This window comes from Aeromonas intestinalis (assembly GCF_054052485.1).
In genome coordinates this window covers 53,486-69,595 of the sequence record NZ_JBSTYK010000014.1, presented here as the reverse complement: position 1 = coordinate 69,595, position 16,110 = coordinate 53,486, and the positions used below count along the sequence as shown (strand labels likewise).

The window sequence follows — 16,110 nt, the reverse complement described above, 5'->3', positions numbered from 1 at the left end:
AACCTGGTCGTTGATTAACAAAAAACCCGGACAATTCTCTGCAAAAGTGTCCGGGTCTGGTTGTCGTTGCCTGTTGCATGGCAGATCAGAGGAAGAAAGGACTTGGCTGGAACAGACGCTCCACTTCCGGGATGTACTTCTTGTCCACCAGGAACATGACCACGTGGTCATCCTGCTGGATCTGGGTACGATCGTGAGCGATCAGCACCTCATCCCCCCGGACTACCGCGCCGATCGTGGTACCCGGCGGCAGTTTGAGCTCACCCACCGTCTTGCCGACCACCTTGGAGGTGTTCTCGTCCCCGTGGGCGATGGCCTCTATGGCCTCGGCGGCCCCCCGGCGCAGGCTGTAGACGTTGGCGATGTCGGCCCGGCGTACATGGGTCAGCAGGGCCGAAATGGTGGCCTGCTGGGGGGAGATGGCGATGTCGATGGAGCCACCTTGCACCAGATCCACGTAGGCGCCGCGCTGGATCAGCACCATGGTCTTCTTGGCGCCCATCTTCTTGGCGAGCAGGGCCGACATGATGTTGGCCTCGTCCTCGTTGGTGACCGCGATGAAGACGTCGATCTGATCGATGTGCTCCTCCGCCAGGAGCTCCTGGTCCGCCGCGTCACCGCAGAAGACGATGGTGTTCTCCAGCACCTCGGAGAGCTGCTCGGCCCGCTTCTGGTTGCGCTCGATGAGCTTGACGCTGTAACGCTTCTCCAGCTGGCGGGCGAGACCGGCGCCTATGTTGCCACCGCCGACGATCATGATGCGTCTATAGGGGCTCTCGAGGCGCTGCAGCTCCGACATCACGGCGCGGATATGGCCGGCGGCGGCGACGAAGAACACCTCGTCATCCGCTTCTATGATGGTGGTGCCCTGGGGACGGATGGAGCGCCCCTGACGGAAGATGGCGGCGACCCGGGTCTCGATGTTCGGCATGTGGTCCCGCAGGGTGGAGAGGGCATTGCCCACCAGGGGGCCGCCGTAGTAGGCCTTGACCGCCACCAGACCCACCTTGCCACCGGCGAAGTCCACGACTTGCAGGGCACCCGGGTACTCGATGAGACGACGCACGTAGTCGGTCACCAGCTGCTCGGGGGCGATCAGGTGATCCACCGGCACGGATTCCGGCAGGAACAGGCGATCCCGCTCCACCAGATAGGCCGGGGAGCGGATCCGCGCCACCTTGTTCGGGGTGTTGAACAATGAGTAGGCCACCTGGCAGGCGACCATGTTGGTTTCGTCGCTGTTGGTGACCGCAACCAGCATGTCTGCATCCTGGGCACCGGCTTCGCGCAGCACCCTGGGGTGGGCACCGTGGCCGTTCACCACCCGCAGATCGAACTTGTCCTGCAGCTCCCGCAACCGCTCGCTGTCGGTGTCGACTATGGTGATGTCGTTGTTCTCGCCGGCGAGGTTCTCCGCCAGGGTGCCACCGACTTGGCCTGCGCCAAGAATGATGATTTTCATAGAGAAATCTTGCTCAAGGTTGCTTCGAAACGAAGGCGCCCGCAGGCGCCCCGGCCCTTCATCTGCAGCTTACTGTTTGATCAGCCTGGCGTAGTAGAAGCCATCCATCTCGGCTTCCCCCGGCAGGAACTGGCGACCCGGGTTGTCCGGGGTGTCCTGCTCGTGCAGGGGCACCAGGCGCGCATCCGGGGTGGCGGCCAGGAAGGCGCGGATCTGTTCCCGGTTCTCCTCGGGCAACACCGAGCAGGTGGCGTAGAGCAGGGTGCCACCCTGCTTCAGTTTGGCCCAGAGGGCGTTCAGGATGCGGCGTTGCAACTCGGCCAGCTCGCGGATGTCCTGATCCCGGCGCAGCCACTTGATGTCCGGGTGACGACGGATGACACCGGTGGCGGAACAGGGGGCGTCCAGCAGGATGCGATCGAACTGGCCTTCTGGCCACCACAGCTCCGGGGTGCTGGCATCCCCGTGGATAACCTTGGCCACGAGGCCGATGCGATCCAGGTTCTCCTGCACCCGCTTGAGGCGGTGCTCGTCCGCATCGACGGCAACCACCCCGGCGAGCGCGGGCTGGCGTTCCAGCAGGTGAGCCGTCTTGCCGCCGGGGGCGGCGCAGGCATCCAGCACCCACTCGCCCGGCTGTGGGTCCAGCAATCGGGCAGCCTGCTGGGCGGCGCCATCCTGCACCGAGCAGTCGCCCTGCTCGAAGCCCGGCAGCTTGGTCACGTCGCAGGGGCGCTCAAGCAGGATGCAATCCTCGCCCTCTTCACCGGCGGTGGCGTTGATGCCGGCCTCCGCCATGCGCGCCAGCATCTGCTCACGACTCTGCCGTTGGCTGTTGTTGCGGATCCACATGGGGGGGCGCTGGTTGTTCGCCTCCATGATGAATTCCCAGTCGTCGGGATAGGCCTGGCGCAGGCGCTTGGTCAGCCACTCGGGGTGGCCGAGGCGCACGCTGGGGACGCGATCGATGCGCAGCAGGATGACCTCGGCGCTGCGCTGGAAGTTGCGCAGCACGCCGTTGATGAGGCCGCGCAATGAGCTGCCCTTGAGCAGCTTGACGGCGTTGACCGTCTCGGCCACCGCGGCGTGGGCCGGAATGCGGGTGTAAATCAGCTGATAGAGACCCACCAGGATCAGGTAATGGAAGATGCGGCTCTTGTTCTTGAGGGGCTTGTCCATCATCTCGCCCACCGCCGCGTCGAGGCGTGGCAGCCAGCGCAGGGTGCCATAGCAGAGTTCTTGCAGGAGGGCGCGATCGCGAGGGGCCACCTTCTCCTGGGCAGCAGGCAGAACGGCGGAGAGGGATTGACCCTGATCCAGCACCTGTTGAATAACGAGAGCGGCCTGTGCACGTGTTTTCATAGCGTTACCTTAAATGCGCAAGTCGGGGCCCGGGCCCCGCTTGTTTCAATTCAATTGCGTGCCGGGGGCAAACCAGTCGCGGCGGGAGTTGAGCAGATCCGCGGCCGACATGGCCTTCTTGCCGGGAGGTTGCAGTGCCAGCAGGCGCAGCACGCCCTTGCCGGTGGCGATGTCGATCCCCTGCTTGTCGGCCTTGAGCAGGGTGCCGGCCGCCTGACCGTGCTCCTGTTCGATGACCTCGGCCTGCCACACCTTGATGGTCTGTTCGGCCACCTCGAACCAGCTGATGGGCCAGGGGTTGAAGGCGCGGATGCAGCGCTCGATGGCGACGGCCTCCATGGACCAGTCGATGCGCGCCTCCTCCTTGGAGAGCTTCTGGGCGTAGTTGGCCAGGGCGTCGTCCTGCTCCTCGGCTTGGGCTTCCCCGGCGGCCATGGCATTCAGGGTATCGACCAGTGCCTGGGGGCCGAGCTCGGCCAGCTTGTCATAGAGGCTGGTGGAGGTCTCGTCGGCCGCGATGGGGCAGCTCACCTTGCGGATCATGGCGCCGGTATCCAGTCCCACGTCCATCTGCATGATGGTGACGCCGGTCTCGGCATCGCCCGCCCAGATGGAACGCTGGATGGGGGCGGCACCGCGCCAGCGCGGCAGCAGGGAGCCGTGCACATTGATGCAGCCAAGACGCGGGGTATCGAGCACGACCTTGGGCAGGATCAGGCCATAGGCCACTACCACCATGAGATCGGCACCGAGGGCCGCCAGCTCGGCCTGAGCTTCTTCATTGCGCAATGAGGCGGGTTGGTAGACCGGCAGCTGGTGGGCGAGGGCCAGCTCCTTGACCGGGCTGGCGGTGAGCTTCTGGCCGCGACCCGCCGGTTTGTCGGGCTGGGTGTAGACGGCGACGACCTCGTGGTCGGAAGACAACAACGCCGCCAGGTGACGGGCGGCGAAGTCGGGAGTACCGGCAAAAATCAGTTTCAATTTATTCAATGGGGCAGATCCTTAGAGGACTTTGCGATCTTCACGTGCCATCTTTTCCAGCTTCTGGCGAATGCGCTGGCGCTTGAGCGGGGACAAGTAATCCACAAACAGCTTGCCGACCAGATGATCCATCTCATGCTGGATGCAGATGGCGAGCAGATCGTCCGCTTCCAGCTCGAACGGCTGGCCGTTGCGATCCAGCGCACGCACCTTGACCCACTCGGCGCGCGGCACCAGGGCGCGGCTGCCGGGAACGGAGAGGCAACCCTCTTCGATGCCGGTGCTGCCGGACTGTTCCAGGATCTCGGGGTTGATCAGCACCAGCTGATCCTCGCGGTCTTCGGAGACGTCGATCACTATGATGCGCTGATGAATGTCCACCTGAGTCGCGGCCAGGCCGATGCCTTCCTCCGCGTACATGGTTTCGAACATATCATCTACAATCTGTTGTAACTCGGGTGTAATGGTCTCGACAGGGGCTGCGATGGTACGCAGACGCTCATCGGGGAAACGCAATACATCTAGAATGGCCATAATTTTTCTTTGGTTTCGTATAAATGCAGTCAATATTGACGTAATTCTAGTCATTTACGCCGACAAAAAACAGCAACACTTTGCGAGCAGAAATAACAGGGAGTGTTATGTATCTGAAGCAAACCATCCTCGCGTGCCTGACGGCAGCCCTGACGAGCGGCGCCCTGGCGGCGCCACTGGCCTTGAAAGCCGGTCATCCCGACAACTATGTGGTGCAAAAGGGCGACACCCTCTGGGACATCTCGGGCCAGTTTCTGGCCGAACCCTGGCTCTGGCCACGGCTCTGGAACATCAATCCCCAGATCGCCAATCCCCACAGGATCTATCCGGGGGATGTGCTGCAACTGAGCTGGGTCAATGGGGAGCCTCGCCTCGGCAAGGCCAGCCAAGGGGGCAAGCAGGTCATCCATCTCTCCCCCAAGAACCGCTATGAAAACAAGGCCAATCCGGTGCCGACCCTGCCGCTCAGCGAGATCGGCCCCTTCCTGCAGACGGATCACATCCTGGCCAATAATCAGCAGGCGAAAGAGATGCCCTATGTGCTTGGCAACAACGAGAAGCACATCGGCATGCTGGAAGGGGATACCCTCTACGTGCGAGGGACGCTGATCCCGGGCCAGCACTACGGTGTCTATCATCCCGGGACTGTCTACAAGGACAAGCAGACCGGGGAGTCACTTGGGCAGGAGGCGATCTTCGTCGGTGTGGTGCGGGTCGAAGAACAGTTGCCCGACAACACCGCCAGAGTGACCCTGGCCCAGAGTCGGCGGGAAGTCTATCAGGGGGACAAGGTGATGCCGCTGCCGCCCCAGGAGACTCTCACCGCCGTCTTCATGCCCAAGGCGGCGCCCGTGATCAGCCCCGGCTACGTGATTGAGCTGCCGAGCAAGGCTCGCGGAGGTGGCAAGTTTGACGTGGTACTCATCAACAAGGGGCTCAGAGACAGCGTCTCCCCCGGTGATGTGCTGGACATCCAGCGCCCCGGCGCCGAGATGGTGGACAAGAATGGCAAGGTCTCTTACCGCGAATACGCCTCCGTCTATGACAAGGCGTTCTATTCTGCCGGCAAGTCTTCCCTGCCGTCAGAATCCGTGGCCAGGGTCATGCTGTTCAAGGTGTATGACAAGCTGAGCTATGGCCTCATCCTGCAGAGCCGCGAGCTGGTGAGCTCGGGTTACCAGGTCAGCAACTTCTGACGTGTCGGCGCCTCTCGATCGCCTCGCCCTGTGGTTGACCCTGAATGCGGTGAGTGGCATCGGGCCGGTGACCGCTGCCCGCCTGCTGAGCCGCTGCCATGATGACATCGCGGCCCTGTTCGAGGGCGACGATGGTCAGCTGCGAGCCATGGGGCTCGATGAGCATCAGCTTCGGCAACTCAGGTGGCCGGGCCCCGAGGTGGAAGAGGGGCTGCACTGGGCCAGTCAGCCCGATCATCATCTCATCTGCCTCGATTCTCCGCTTTACCCCTCCCTGCTGAAACAGATCCCGGCTGCCCCCTTGCTGCTTTATTGCCGCGGGGATCTGTCTGCGCTGGCATTGCCGCAGTTGGCCATGGTGGGCACCCGCCACCCCACCTATGCGGGCAAGGATAACGCCGCCCGCCTGTGTACGGAGTTGGTGGAATGCGGCTTGGCCATCACCTCCGGGCTGGCCCTCGGCATCGACGGTGTCTGCCATCAACAGGCACTAGCGGCAGGAGGAACGACGCTGGCGGTGCTGGGCTCTGGGCTCGACTGCCTCTACCCCAGGCGCCATCAGGGACTGGCGGAACAGATCCTGGCACAGGGGGGACTGCTCATCTCCGAACTGGCGCCGGACAAGGGGCCCTTGGCCGAACACTTCCCGCGTCGCAACCGCATCATCAGTGGCTTGTCGCTGGGTACCCTGGTGGTGGAAGCGGCGGAGCAGAGCGGCTCTCTCATCACGGCCCGCTATGCCCTGGAACAGGGGCGTGAGGTGTTTGCCGTACCCGGCGCCCCGCAGAACGCCCAGGCGGCGGGTTGCAACCGTCTCATTCAGCAAGGGGCCAAGCTGGTGCTGGCAGCGGCCGATATTCTGGAGGAGCTGCCGATGCTGGCAGCCGCAGTGGGGGCCGCCCGCCCCGTCCCCGAGGCTTCGCATAATAGCGAATTGCCTTATGCCGATTTGTTGGATAACGTAGATTATGAAGCCACGAGCGTGGATACCGTTGCCGAGCGGTCCCGGCTTCCTGTCGAGCAGGTTCTCGGCAGGTTGGTAGAGCTGGAGCTGGCCGGTGCAGTGATGGCGGTAGCCGGTGGATACGTCAGAACGAGGAGGGCGAATCATGTTTGATGTATTGATGTACCTTTTCGAGACCTACATCCACAGCGATGCAGATGTGATGGTCGAGCAGGATGAACTCACCGACGAACTGAGCCGGGCCGGTTTCAATCAGGACGAAATCGAGAAGGCGCTCAACTGGCTGGAACGACTGGCCAATCTGCACGACAGCGAGCGGGAGGTCTATGTGACCGCCAGCGCGCAAGGCTCGATGCGGATCTATGCCCCGCAAGAGCTGGTCCGCCTCAGCACCGAGTGCCGTGGTTTCCTGCTGTTCCTGGAACAGGCCCAGGTGCTCAATGCCGAGACCCGCGAGATCTGTATTGAACGCCTGCTCGAACTGGATAAACCGGATATCGAGCTGGATGATCTCAAGTGGGTAGTCATGATGGTTCTTTTCAACGTGCCAGGCAGTGAAAACGCCTACCAGCAGATGGAAGAGCTGGTGTTTGATGAGTCAGACGGCGTCATTCACTGACAGTCCGGCGCCGCGCTGGTAGAATTCAGGCCATCTGGATTTCGAGGCGCGGCCCATGTCAAAGATCGATCACCACCTGTTTTCAGCCCACGAGCCTGCGTTCGAGCGAGAGCCGTGCCCGCAGTGTGGTGCCGAGCTGGTGATCCGCCAGGGCAAGCATGGCCCCTTCCTGGGCTGTTCCGCCTATCCCGCCTGCGACCATATCCGCTCCCTCACTCCGTCTGGCCGCGATATCGAGAAGGTGCTGGAGGGTTCGGCCTGCCCGGATTGCGGTCAGCCCCTTGCCATCAAGAAGGGGCGCTACGGCCTCTTCGTCGGTTGCACCCAGTATCCGGCCTGTCAGCATATCGAATCCCTGCAGGAGAGTGACGATACCCAGATCCTCTGCCCCGAGTGCGGCAAGGGTCACCTGGTGAGTCGCACCTCCCGTTATGGCAAACAGTTCTACTCCTGCGACGGCTACCCCCACTGCAAATATGTGGTGAACGACAAGCCGATCCCCATGCCCTGCCCCCAGTGTGGCTGGGGCATCATGGTGGAGAAAAAGGTGCGGGGGACGCTGAGCTGGATCTGTCCGCAAAAGAAATGCGGCCATCAGAGCGAGCGGGTATAATCCCGCCGCCGTAACCAAATTGAAACATCCTGGGTACCAGCGCCTGGCGGTATCAGGGTTGCCCCATGGGGGATCCCCTGTCTGCCGTGCCATTCCCCTGTCTGATGTCGGCTCAACCTGAACCTGTGACGAGGTGGCAGCCTGACTGCCGCATTCCCTATGCAAAACGAATTTGAACAAGCGGTTGCCGCTCTGCGTGCGGACGGGGTGATTGCCTATGCGACCGAGGCCGTGTTCGGTCTGGGATGTGATCCGGACTCCGAGCAGGCCGTACAGCGCCTGCTGACCATCAAGCAGCGGCCGGTGGAGAAGGGACTGATCCTGATCGCCGCCGATCTGGCGCAGTTGCAGGCGTACATCGAGCTCAGCCAGCTCAGTGCCGAGCAGCTTGCACGGGTTGAGGCGAGCTGGCCTGGCCCCTTCACCTGGATCATGCCGGCCCGCCCCACTACCCCTGCCTGGCTGACCGGCCGTTTCGATACCCTGGCGGTGCGGGTGAGTGCCCATCCCCAGGTGCAGGCCCTGTGCCGCGCCTATGGCAAGCCCCTGGTTTCCACCAGTGCCAACCTGACCGGTGAGGAGCCCGCCCGCAGCACCGCCGAGATCGGTGCCCCGCTGGCAGACATGCTGGCTTATGTATTGCCGGGGAACGTCGGTGGGCAGGCCAACCCATCCGAGATCAAGGACGCCAGAACCGGCGCCATCATCCGTCCCTCCTGAGGGCGGAACTTCCCCGCTCCGGCGGGCTGGCCCTGGCCAGGGCATCATAATAAAACGGGCGGGACGCGATCCAGCCTGACTGGAGACAAGATGAGCAAACCGGACGTGGCCGGGATCAAGGCCTTCCTGCTGCAGTTGCAGGATCAGATCTGTCACGGCCTCGAACAGGCCGATGGGGCAGGGCGCTTCGTGGAAGATGCCTGGACCCGAGAAGGCGGTGGTGGTGGCCGCACCCGGGTGCTGCGCCACGGAGCCGTAATCGAGCAGGGGGGCGTCAATTTCTCCTACGTCCATGGGGATGCCATGCCCGCCTCGGCGACCGCCCACCGCCCCGAGCTGGCGGGTCGCCGCTTCGAGGCGATGGGGGTCTCCCTGGTGATCCATCCGCACAATCCCCATGTGCCGACCAGTCACGCCAACGTACGTTTCTTCATCGCCGAGAAGGAGGGTGAAGATCCCATCTGGTGGTTTGGCGGTGGCTTCGATCTGACGCCCTTCTATCCTGTCGACGAAGATGTGCGGCACTGGCATCAGGTCTCCCGTGACCTGTGTCAGCCCTTCGGTGAAGGGGTTTACTCCGAGTTCAAGTCTTGGTGCGATCGTTACTTCTTCCTCAAGCATCGGGGAGAGACCCGTGGCGTCGGTGGCCTCTTCTTCGATGATCTGAACCGCTGGCCGTTCGATGACTGTTTCGCCTTCATGCGGGCGGTGGGTGAGGGCTATCTTGCGGCCTACCTGCCCATCGTCGAGCGGCGCAAGGCACAACTCTTTGGTGAACGTGAGCGTGAGTTCCAGCTCTACCGCCGTGGTCGTTATGTGGAGTTCAACCTGGTCTACGACAGGGGCACCCTGTTCGGCCTGCAGACCGGCGGCCGCACCGAATCCATCCTGATGTCCATGCCCCCGCTGGCTCGTTGGGAGTATGACTGGCAACCGGAGCCGGGAAGCCCCGAAGCCGCACTCTATCGCGATTACCTCACGCCAAGGGAATGGGTGTGACGCAAGGGGCCGGCAGGCCCCTTTTCGTTGCCGATTTTTGGCTTGTTCCAGGGCAGGAAAACCCGTTAAATCGGGGCATACCCTTCTGATGGAATTCCCCGATGGATCGTTATCTGGTTTTTGGCCACCCGGTGCGCCACAGCAAGTCCCCCTTCATCCATACCCTGTTTGCTCGCCAGACCCAGCAAGCGCTGGAATATGGCCTGGCCGAGCCCGTCCCCGCTGAGTTTGAAACCAGCCTGCGCGCCTTCTTCGCCGAGGGGGGCAAGGGCTGCAACGTGACGGTTCCCTTCAAGGAGCAGGCCTTCGCCCTGGTGGACAGATTGAGCCCAAGAGCCAGGCGAGCGGGGGCCGTCAATACCATCAAGCTGACCGATGACGGCGTGCTGCTGGGGGACAACACGGATGGGGCCGGTCTGGTGGCGGATCTCAAGTCTCACGGGGTGGCCCTGACAGGAAGCCGTATCCTACTGCTCGGCGCCGGTGGTGCCGCCAGGGGCTGTCTGGCCCCTCTGCTGGCCGAGGGGCCGAGCGAGCTGGTGATTGCCAACCGTACCCAGGCCAAGGCGGCCCGGCTCGCCGAGGAGTTTCAGGATCTGGGGGCTATTCAGGCCGTGGCTTATGAGGCATTGCAGGGGCCTTTCGATCTCGTCATCAACTCCACCTCCGCCAGCCTGCAGGGGGATCTGCCTCCTCTCTCCCCAGCTCTGATCCACGGTGATACTGCCATCTACGACATGATGTATGGAGCCACCGATACCCCCTTCATCGCCTGGGCCAAATCTCACGGGGCACGGCTCACCATGGATGGGCTCGGCATGCTGGTGGAGCAGGCTGCGGAGGCCTTCACCGTGTGGCGCGGTCTGCGTCCCGGTACTAAACAGGTATTGAGAGAACTGAAACGCAACCTGGGGATCCTGTGAATCAAGGCATACTCTTTCCCAACCTGATGAGCTGGGAAGAACCGGCGCAGCGAGTGCATTTCCCGGCCCAGTGGCAGGGGGCACGGATCGACTGCTACATCAGTCGGCGGCGACTGGAGAAACTGGCGGGCCTGAGCCTAGCCCGGGAGGAGGAGATCCTCAAAGCCTTCGAGGCCCTGCGCTTTGACATCGAGGAAATGACTGAAAAACTCATTGAAGAACAATCATTTGGTGAAGATGGCGCCATCTGTTTATAGATTCTTCAAGTTTTTTTCTGATGCAGCGGAACTTGAGAGGAAAATGGCTGACTAACTAGATAGTTGAGGAAGTGCTAGCTAGTCACCTTTTATAACTCCCCGGTCTTCGTACTGGGGATTTTTTTATCTACATGAAAATTAAGAAAATTTATGTAATCCATTTTTCGTGAAACTAAATTACATAAATTACTTTCACTTTCTGCTGCTTTGCTGTACAGTTATCTGCGTAGGGTACAGAGGTAAGATGTTCTATCTTTCAGACCTTTTATTTCACGTAATTGAATGTGGCTGAATAGCAGCCCCGATGAGTCATCGTCGGGGCGTTTTTTTATGCTCGCCATTTAGAGTAAATGCTTTAATTCCCCCAATTCTTTGCTAGAATGAGGGCCTTTCTTGAGGAAAACCAATCGTCTTTGTTCTCGAGAATTAGCTTTTTCCCAATTTTTTGAATTGATTGCTTAGGGCCAGTCTTGCGGATCGCAGCACTGGCCTCATTTTTGTCCTCTCCCCGCCCATCCCTTCGTTGTGTTGTAATAAAATTTCAGTTTTGTTCTTGTTTGGCCTCAAAAAGGCTCTGTACGACAAGAATTCTGAAAACGCTACCAGAGCGGCAATAAGTTAATTATTGCTACATTTAAAGCGGCTATCACATTGATTATCAATGATTCCATACCCTGAGAGGGGGCGTCATTGCGTGTCGAGATACGGGGGAGATAGGCGGGAGAGAAACTGAAAGTCTTTCAATCAGCGGAGAACCAACTCCGCTCATTGCACCGAGGTGGGGAGTGCTTACTCCTCGATCTGATCCTCTTCATCACTGTCTGCCGGCTCGTTGTCGGCTCCGGACAGATACCAGCCGGTCAGGGTCTGGGCCAGCTTCTCGACACCGATATTGGTGAGGGAAGAGAAGGCTTCCACCTGGATCTGCGGACCCAGCTCCGCCACCGCCTGGCGAACCTTGATGACCTGATTGTTGCGAGGGCCCGGGCTCAGCTTATCTGCCTTGGTGAGCAGCAGCATGACGGGCAGTTCGCGGTGGGCGCTCCACTCCAGCATATTCATGTCGGTCTCTTTGAGCGGGTGGCGAATGTCCATCAGGATCACCAGCCCTTTCAAGGACTCACGGCGCTGGAGATATTCTGCCAGCGACTTTTGCCACTTCAGCTTCATTTCCAGCGGGACCTGGGCATAACCGTAGCCCGGCAGATCCACCAGACGCTTGCCCGGTTCCAGCTCGAACAGGTTGATCAGCTGGGTGCGGCCTGGGGTCTTACTGGTGCGGGCCAGGTTCTTGTGCTTGGTCAGGGTATTCAATGCTGACGACTTGCCGGCGTTGGAGCGACCTGCGAACGCAATCTCGACACCCCCGTCATTCGGCAGGTGGCGGATATCGGGTGCGCTGGTCACAAAATGCACCTTATTGAAATTCAGAGTTTGTGTATCCAACGTAAATTCCCTATAGAGAGAGAGGGTTATGAGTTACTTTATTGTAAAATCGTGTAAAATAGCGTCGCTTATACGCGTTTATTTTAACATGCCTTCGGCGGCATGGGATCTGGAAGCCTAATAACGAGAAAGTTGGAACGCCATGAAGAACCTAGTCATTACACTTGCTCTGATGGTTGGCGTAACTGGGATGGCACAAGCCAAGGGCGATGCCACAGCGGGACAAACCAAGGCTGCTATCTGTGCAGCTTGCCATGGACCGGACGGCAACAGCCCAGTCGACATGTATCCCAAGATTGCTGGTCAGCACGCATCATATATCAAAAAACAATTAGTTGAACTGAAGGCTGCCGCTTCTGGCCAAACTGGCCGGGTTGCCCCCATCATGGGGCCCATGGCCTTGCCCCTGTCCGATCAGGACATGGATGACCTGGCAGCTTACTTCTCCAGCCAGAAGGTGACGCCCCTGGCCGTGCCGGATGAGGTCGTGGCCGCCGGCAAGGCACTCTACATGGGGGGCGACATGAGCCGGGGTCTGGCGGCATGCACCGCCTGCCATGGGCCGCGGGGATCCGGTGTCGAGCAGGCCAAGTATCCTAGCCTGTCCGGGCAGCATCCTGCCTATATCAAGGCCCAGCTGATCGCCTTCCGCAGCGCAACCCGCGAAAATGATCCCAACGGCATGATGCGGGACGTGGCCAAGAAGCTGACGGATGAAGACATAGAGTCGCTGTCCAGGTATGTGGCTGGCTTGCACTGATAACAGCTGAAACCTATCTTGTTGAAAAGTACGGGGAACTCAATTGTTCCCCGTTTCTTTTTCGCCTTTAACACCATTGGCCATAAATGGCCTGGGTTGTTGTAAGAGATCTCCTATTTTCTGATTCGGCCCCGGCTGAAACGACCCTCAGCTTTCATTTTCGAAACCATAACTTTCAAATACTTAGGCATGAATAGGCAGTTTTGTCTTCATTTGAAGACATTCTGAGTGGATTGAGCCATTCTGCCAAGTTGTTACAGTGGGCGCATGGAGTGACGCGAGGGCGATTGGCCCATCGGGTCGGACAGGAAGTCTGCTCAGCATGCACAGGTGATGAGCACGGGATAGCAAAACCAGGATGGTGATCGCTCGGGATGGGCGAGGCTGCGGGAGGCAACCACCCCGGATGGATGGCAGGATGTCATCGAGATGGGTCAGGCAAGCACACGCACATTCAGGAACGACCAATAAGGGTCAGGAAGACCCCACAACACGATGCGCAGATGTACGCCCAGGGACAGGCGTTTTGCAACCAGGGAATGGGACTCGCATAAATATAAAAAGGCAGCTTCGGCTGCCTTTTTTCCATTGGGTGATTAACCCGCTCAGGCATTCTGTGTCAAAATAGCAGCAACATGCCCAGAGGATGCCGATCCTGCGGTGTTCAGCGGTCAATATGGCCGAATTGGTGCAGGATCCCCTTCTTGTTCCAGATTTACTGTTCCCGCCTCAGCATCCTTCCCGCACGAATCCATCACGGGATCGGGCTTCAATCCAGATATTTGTCGGAGTCATTCATGTCGGCCAAACAACCCACCCGCAAGCCTACCGGCAAGCGCAAAGAATCAGATGCCAGTGCCCAGGAAGGCCGCGAGCGCAAGCGCGCCGCCAAGCGCAAGGGTTTGAAAGCAGGCTCCCGCCAACAGGCAGGGGAAGAGCAGAAGCGCGGCAGCGGCAAGCAAGCCAAGGATCCGCGCATCGGTTCCCGCAAGCCGGTCGTGCTGGTCGTGGAAGAGAAGAAGAGCAAGCCGGTCGTTTCCAAGCCGCTGAAAGAGAAGAAGCTGGTGATGACCCCCGAGCAGGAACTCGCCTCCATCGAGAACGACGATCGTCTGAATGATCTGCTGGATCGCCTGGACAATGGCGAAACCCTGGCTGCGGACGAGCAAGTCTGGGTCGATCAGCGGGTTGATCGCTACCAGGAGCTGATGGACGAGCTCGGGATCATCGATACCGATGAAGACGAAGAGGGCGACTTCGATGACGCCGACTTCGACGAGCCGAGCCAGCCTGCCTCCGAAGAGGAGCTGTGGGAGCGCTTCACCCAGGTTGACTATCAGCCTGAATCCAAGCCTGAGCCGAAGAAAAAGTGATGAGTGGATGGATGCTGGCCGCCCTGCTGGGTGGCCTTGTCTTGCTGGGGCTGGCGGTCTACGCCGGCACCCTGCTGGCTCGTCTCAAGCGTCAGCACGAGATGCAGCAACAGGCCATCGCGGCCCGCAATGAGCGCATCCTCGAGAGCGTCAGGGTGATCGCCCATGCGGTGCGGGACGGTCAGTGCGACTACTCGGAGGGGGCCATTCGCCTGACCAATCTGCTGGATGCCCTGCAGATAAAGGGTGGGCGCGCCTTCACCGAGGAGTTCCCCGGTCTCTATGGTCTCTATGAGAAGGTGAAAGAGATGCCGACTCACGAGGCGAGACGGGCGCTCAAGCGCAATGAAGTGATGAGGATGGATCTCGAGCGCAGCGGCTATGAAGCCGAGCTGGAGGCGCAGATCCTCAAGGACGTCGCCCTGTTGAAGGACTTCCAGTTAAGCCGTTGATATAAAAGAAAGAGGAAGCAAGCGTGCAAGTAGAACAGATTGTGTGGGACCAGGCCCTGATCGAGAAATACAACTACAGTGGCCCGCGTTATACCTCCTATCCCACTGCGCTGGAGTTCAACGAAGGGTTCGGTTATCCGGATTTCGTCCACGCCGCCGGCCAGTACCCGACCCGCAATTTGTCGCTCTACGTGCACATCCCCTTCTGCCACAAGCTCTGTTACTACTGCGGCTGCAACAAGGTGATCACCCGTCATCAGCACAAGGCCGATCAGTATCTCGACTTCCTCGAGCAGGAGATCAAGGCCCAGGCCCCGCTGTTCAAGCACCGGCTGGTGACCCAGCTGCATTGGGGCGGCGGCACCCCGACCTATCTGAACGAAGCCCAGACCCGGCGCCTGATGGCCATGCTGCGGGAACACTTCCAGTTTGCCGAAGAAGGGGAGATCAGCATCGAAGTGGATCCGCGGGAGATCGAACTCTCCATGCTGGATGTGCTGCGAGAGGTGGGCTTCAACCGTATCAGTCTCGGCGTGCAGGACTTCAACAAGCAGGTCCAGATCGCGGTCAACCGGGAGCAGGACAACGACTTCATCCGCGCCATGCTGGAGCGTGCCCGTGCGCTGGGCTTCCGCTCCACCAATCTCGATCTGATTTATGGCCTGCCCCACCAGAACCGGGACAGCTTCCATCACACCCTGGAAGAGGTGCTCAAAACCGATCCGGCCCGTCTTTCCATCTTCAACTATGCCCATCTGCCGAGCCGCTTCGCAGCCCAGCACAAGTTGAAAGAGGCGGACATGCCGGCGCCCCGCGAGAAGCTGGCCATGCTGCATGACACCATCACCTTCCTCACCGGCCAGGGTTACCAGTTCATCGGCATGGATCACTTCGCCAAGCCGGACGACGAACTGGCGGTGGCCCAGCGAGAAGGCAAGCTGCACCGCAACTTCCAGGGGTACACCACCCAGGGGAATTGCGACCTGCTGGGTCTGGGGGTCTCCTCCATCAGCATGATCGGCGACGCCTACTCCCAGAACCAGAAGGATCTCAAGGCCTACTACGCCCAGGTGGACGAGCTGGGCCATGCCCAGTGGAAGGGGTGCTCCCTCAATCAGGACGACCTGATCCGCCGGGAGGTGATCAAGCGCCTCATCTGTGACTTCTCCCTGAACTTCGCCGCCGTCGAGCAGGCCCACGGCCTGGTGTTCAAGGAGTACTTCGCCGAGGATCTCAAGCTGCTGCAGACCTTCATCGACGATGGTCTGGTGCGCATGACGGACGAGGGGATGGAGGTGGTCTCCACCGGTCAGCTGCTCATTCGCAACATCTGCATGTGTTTCGACGCCTATCTGCGCAGCAAGGCGCGTCAGCAGCAGTTCTCCCGGGTGATCTGAGTCGTTCGATTGCCGGACAATAAAAAAACCGCCGAGAGGCGGTTTTTTTATT

At 60.2% G+C, this 16,110-nt stretch carries 17 protein-coding genes; 12 read left to right on the top strand and 5 right to left on the bottom strand.

The window, feature by feature from the left end; all coding sequences use genetic code 11:
• Nucleotides 1-85: 85 nt before the first annotated feature.
• The 4 genes from trkA to def all read right to left on the bottom strand — a co-directional run bounded on the left by trkA (nt 86) and on the right by def (nt 4,339).
• On the bottom strand, nt 86-1,462 hold the full coding sequence (gene trkA, locus ACW5W7_RS17015; protein WP_349920605.1) for a Trk system potassium transporter TrkA: 1,377 nt from the start codon (nt 1,460-1,462) through the stop codon (nt 86-88).
• A gap of 69 nt (nt 1,463-1,531) precedes the next feature.
• Nucleotides 1,532-2,824 carry a 16S rRNA (cytosine(967)-C(5))-methyltransferase RsmB gene (gene rsmB, locus ACW5W7_RS17010; RefSeq protein ID WP_456502454.1) on the bottom strand — a complete coding sequence of 431 codons (1,293 nt, stop codon included), beginning with the start codon at nt 2,822-2,824 and terminating at the stop codon, nt 1,532-1,534.
• Nucleotides 2,825-2,869: 45 nt separating this feature from the next.
• Complete coding sequence (fmt, locus tag ACW5W7_RS17005) at nt 2,870-3,814, bottom strand: methionyl-tRNA formyltransferase (RefSeq protein ID WP_456502453.1); 945 nt, start codon at nt 3,812-3,814, stop codon at nt 2,870-2,872.
• Nucleotides 3,815-3,826: 12 nt separating this feature from the next.
• Nucleotides 3,827-4,339, bottom strand: a complete 513-nt coding sequence (gene def, locus ACW5W7_RS17000) for a peptide deformylase (protein WP_349920608.1) — start codon at nt 4,337-4,339, stop codon at nt 3,827-3,829.
• A 107-nt stretch (nt 4,340-4,446) separates the two neighbouring features.
• On the opposite strand from def, the gene ACW5W7_RS16995 reads away from it, so the two are divergent.
• The 8 genes from ACW5W7_RS16995 (at nt 4,447) to ACW5W7_RS16960 (ending at nt 10,630) form a co-directional block, all read left to right on the top strand.
• On the top strand, nt 4,447-5,535 hold the full coding sequence (locus tag ACW5W7_RS16995; protein ID WP_456502452.1) for a LysM peptidoglycan-binding domain-containing protein: 1,089 nt from the start codon (nt 4,447-4,449) through the stop codon (nt 5,533-5,535).
• 1 nt (nt 5,536) lies between these two features.
• Nucleotides 5,537-6,652 carry a DNA-processing protein DprA gene (gene dprA / locus ACW5W7_RS16990; protein WP_456502451.1) on the top strand — a complete coding sequence of 372 codons (1,116 nt, stop codon included), beginning with the start codon at nt 5,537-5,539 and terminating at the stop codon, nt 6,650-6,652.
• Nucleotides 6,645-7,118: a DUF494 family protein gene (locus tag ACW5W7_RS16985; protein WP_043763422.1), complete on the top strand. Its 474-nt coding sequence runs from the start codon at nt 6,645-6,647 to the stop codon at nt 7,116-7,118. Before dprA ends, ACW5W7_RS16985 begins: the two co-directional genes overlap by 8 nt.
• Nucleotides 7,119-7,173: 55 nt before the next feature.
• Entirely contained in the window at nt 7,174-7,731 is a 558-nt protein-coding gene (locus tag ACW5W7_RS16980; RefSeq protein ID WP_349920611.1) for a DNA topoisomerase family protein, read from the top strand.
• A gap of 159 nt (nt 7,732-7,890) precedes the next feature.
• On the top strand, nt 7,891-8,451 hold the full coding sequence (locus ACW5W7_RS16975; RefSeq protein WP_456502450.1) for a Sua5/YciO/YrdC/YwlC family protein: 561 nt from the start codon (nt 7,891-7,893) through the stop codon (nt 8,449-8,451).
• A 90-nt stretch (nt 8,452-8,541) separates the two neighbouring features.
• On the top strand, nt 8,542-9,450 hold the full coding sequence (gene hemF / locus ACW5W7_RS16970) for an oxygen-dependent coproporphyrinogen oxidase (RefSeq protein ID WP_456502449.1): 909 nt from the start codon (nt 8,542-8,544) through the stop codon (nt 9,448-9,450).
• A 101-nt stretch (nt 9,451-9,551) separates the two neighbouring features.
• Entirely contained in the window at nt 9,552-10,373 is an 822-nt protein-coding gene (gene aroE / locus ACW5W7_RS16965; RefSeq protein ID WP_456502448.1) for a shikimate dehydrogenase, read from the top strand.
• Nucleotides 10,370-10,630 carry a DUF1488 domain-containing protein gene (locus ACW5W7_RS16960; RefSeq protein WP_456502447.1) on the top strand — a complete coding sequence of 87 codons (261 nt, stop codon included), beginning with the start codon at nt 10,370-10,372 and terminating at the stop codon, nt 10,628-10,630. Before aroE ends, ACW5W7_RS16960 begins: the two co-directional genes overlap by 4 nt.
• Before the next feature lie 789 nt (nt 10,631-11,419).
• On the opposite strand, the gene yihA is transcribed toward ACW5W7_RS16960, so the two are convergent.
• Complete coding sequence (yihA, locus tag ACW5W7_RS16955) at nt 11,420-12,076, bottom strand: ribosome biogenesis GTP-binding protein YihA/YsxC (RefSeq protein WP_349920615.1); 657 nt, start codon at nt 12,074-12,076, stop codon at nt 11,420-11,422.
• Nucleotides 12,077-12,218: 142 nt separating this feature from the next.
• Here yihA and ACW5W7_RS16950 point away from each other — a divergent pair, with 142 nt between their 5' ends.
• The 4 genes from ACW5W7_RS16950 (at nt 12,219) to hemN (ending at nt 16,058) form a co-directional block, all read left to right on the top strand.
• Complete coding sequence (locus ACW5W7_RS16950) at nt 12,219-12,836, top strand: c-type cytochrome (protein WP_456502446.1); 618 nt, start codon at nt 12,219-12,221, stop codon at nt 12,834-12,836.
• Between the two features lie 797 nt (nt 12,837-13,633).
• Entirely contained in the window at nt 13,634-14,209 is a 576-nt protein-coding gene (gene yihI, locus ACW5W7_RS16945) for a Der GTPase-activating protein YihI (RefSeq protein WP_456502445.1), read from the top strand.
• A gap of 11 nt (nt 14,210-14,220) precedes the next feature.
• On the top strand, nt 14,221-14,661 hold the full coding sequence (locus tag ACW5W7_RS16940) for a DUF2489 domain-containing protein (RefSeq protein ID WP_349922333.1): 441 nt from the start codon (nt 14,221-14,223) through the stop codon (nt 14,659-14,661).
• Nucleotides 14,662-14,684: 23 nt separating this feature from the next.
• A complete protein-coding gene (gene hemN, locus ACW5W7_RS16935; protein WP_456502444.1) occupies nt 14,685-16,058 on the top strand; it encodes an oxygen-independent coproporphyrinogen III oxidase in 1,374 nt (457 codons plus the stop codon).
• Nucleotides 16,059-16,110: the final 52 nt, after the last annotated feature.

Excerpts from the sequence above, each read along its gene's own strand:
- ACW5W7_RS16950 (WP_456502446.1), top strand. The coding sequence starts at position 12,219 with ATGAAGAACCTAGTCATTACACTTGCTCTGATGGTTGGCGTAACTGGG.
- rsmB (WP_456502454.1), bottom strand. The coding sequence starts at position 2,824 with ATGAAAACACGTGCACAGGCCGCTCTCGTTATTCAACAGGTGCTGGAT.
- trkA (WP_349920605.1), bottom strand. The coding sequence starts at position 1,462 with ATGAAAATCATCATTCTTGGCGCAGGCCAAGTCGGTGGCACCCTGGCG.
- def (WP_349920608.1), bottom strand. The coding sequence starts at position 4,339 with ATGGCCATTCTAGATGTATTGCGTTTCCCCGATGAGCGTCTGCGTACC.
- ACW5W7_RS16985 (WP_043763422.1), top strand. The coding sequence starts at position 6,645 with ATGTTTGATGTATTGATGTACCTTTTCGAGACCTACATCCACAGCGAT.
- hemF (WP_456502449.1), top strand. The coding sequence starts at position 8,542 with ATGAGCAAACCGGACGTGGCCGGGATCAAGGCCTTCCTGCTGCAGTTG.
- ACW5W7_RS16975 (WP_456502450.1), top strand. The coding sequence starts at position 7,891 with ATGCAAAACGAATTTGAACAAGCGGTTGCCGCTCTGCGTGCGGACGGG.
- ACW5W7_RS16980 (WP_349920611.1), top strand. The coding sequence starts at position 7,174 with ATGTCAAAGATCGATCACCACCTGTTTTCAGCCCACGAGCCTGCGTTC.
- ACW5W7_RS16995 (WP_456502452.1), top strand. The coding sequence starts at position 4,447 with ATGTATCTGAAGCAAACCATCCTCGCGTGCCTGACGGCAGCCCTGACG.
- yihI (WP_456502445.1), top strand. The coding sequence starts at position 13,634 with ATGTCGGCCAAACAACCCACCCGCAAGCCTACCGGCAAGCGCAAAGAA.
- ACW5W7_RS16940 (WP_349922333.1), top strand. The coding sequence starts at position 14,221 with ATGCTGGCCGCCCTGCTGGGTGGCCTTGTCTTGCTGGGGCTGGCGGTC.
- aroE (WP_456502448.1), top strand. The coding sequence starts at position 9,552 with ATGGATCGTTATCTGGTTTTTGGCCACCCGGTGCGCCACAGCAAGTCC.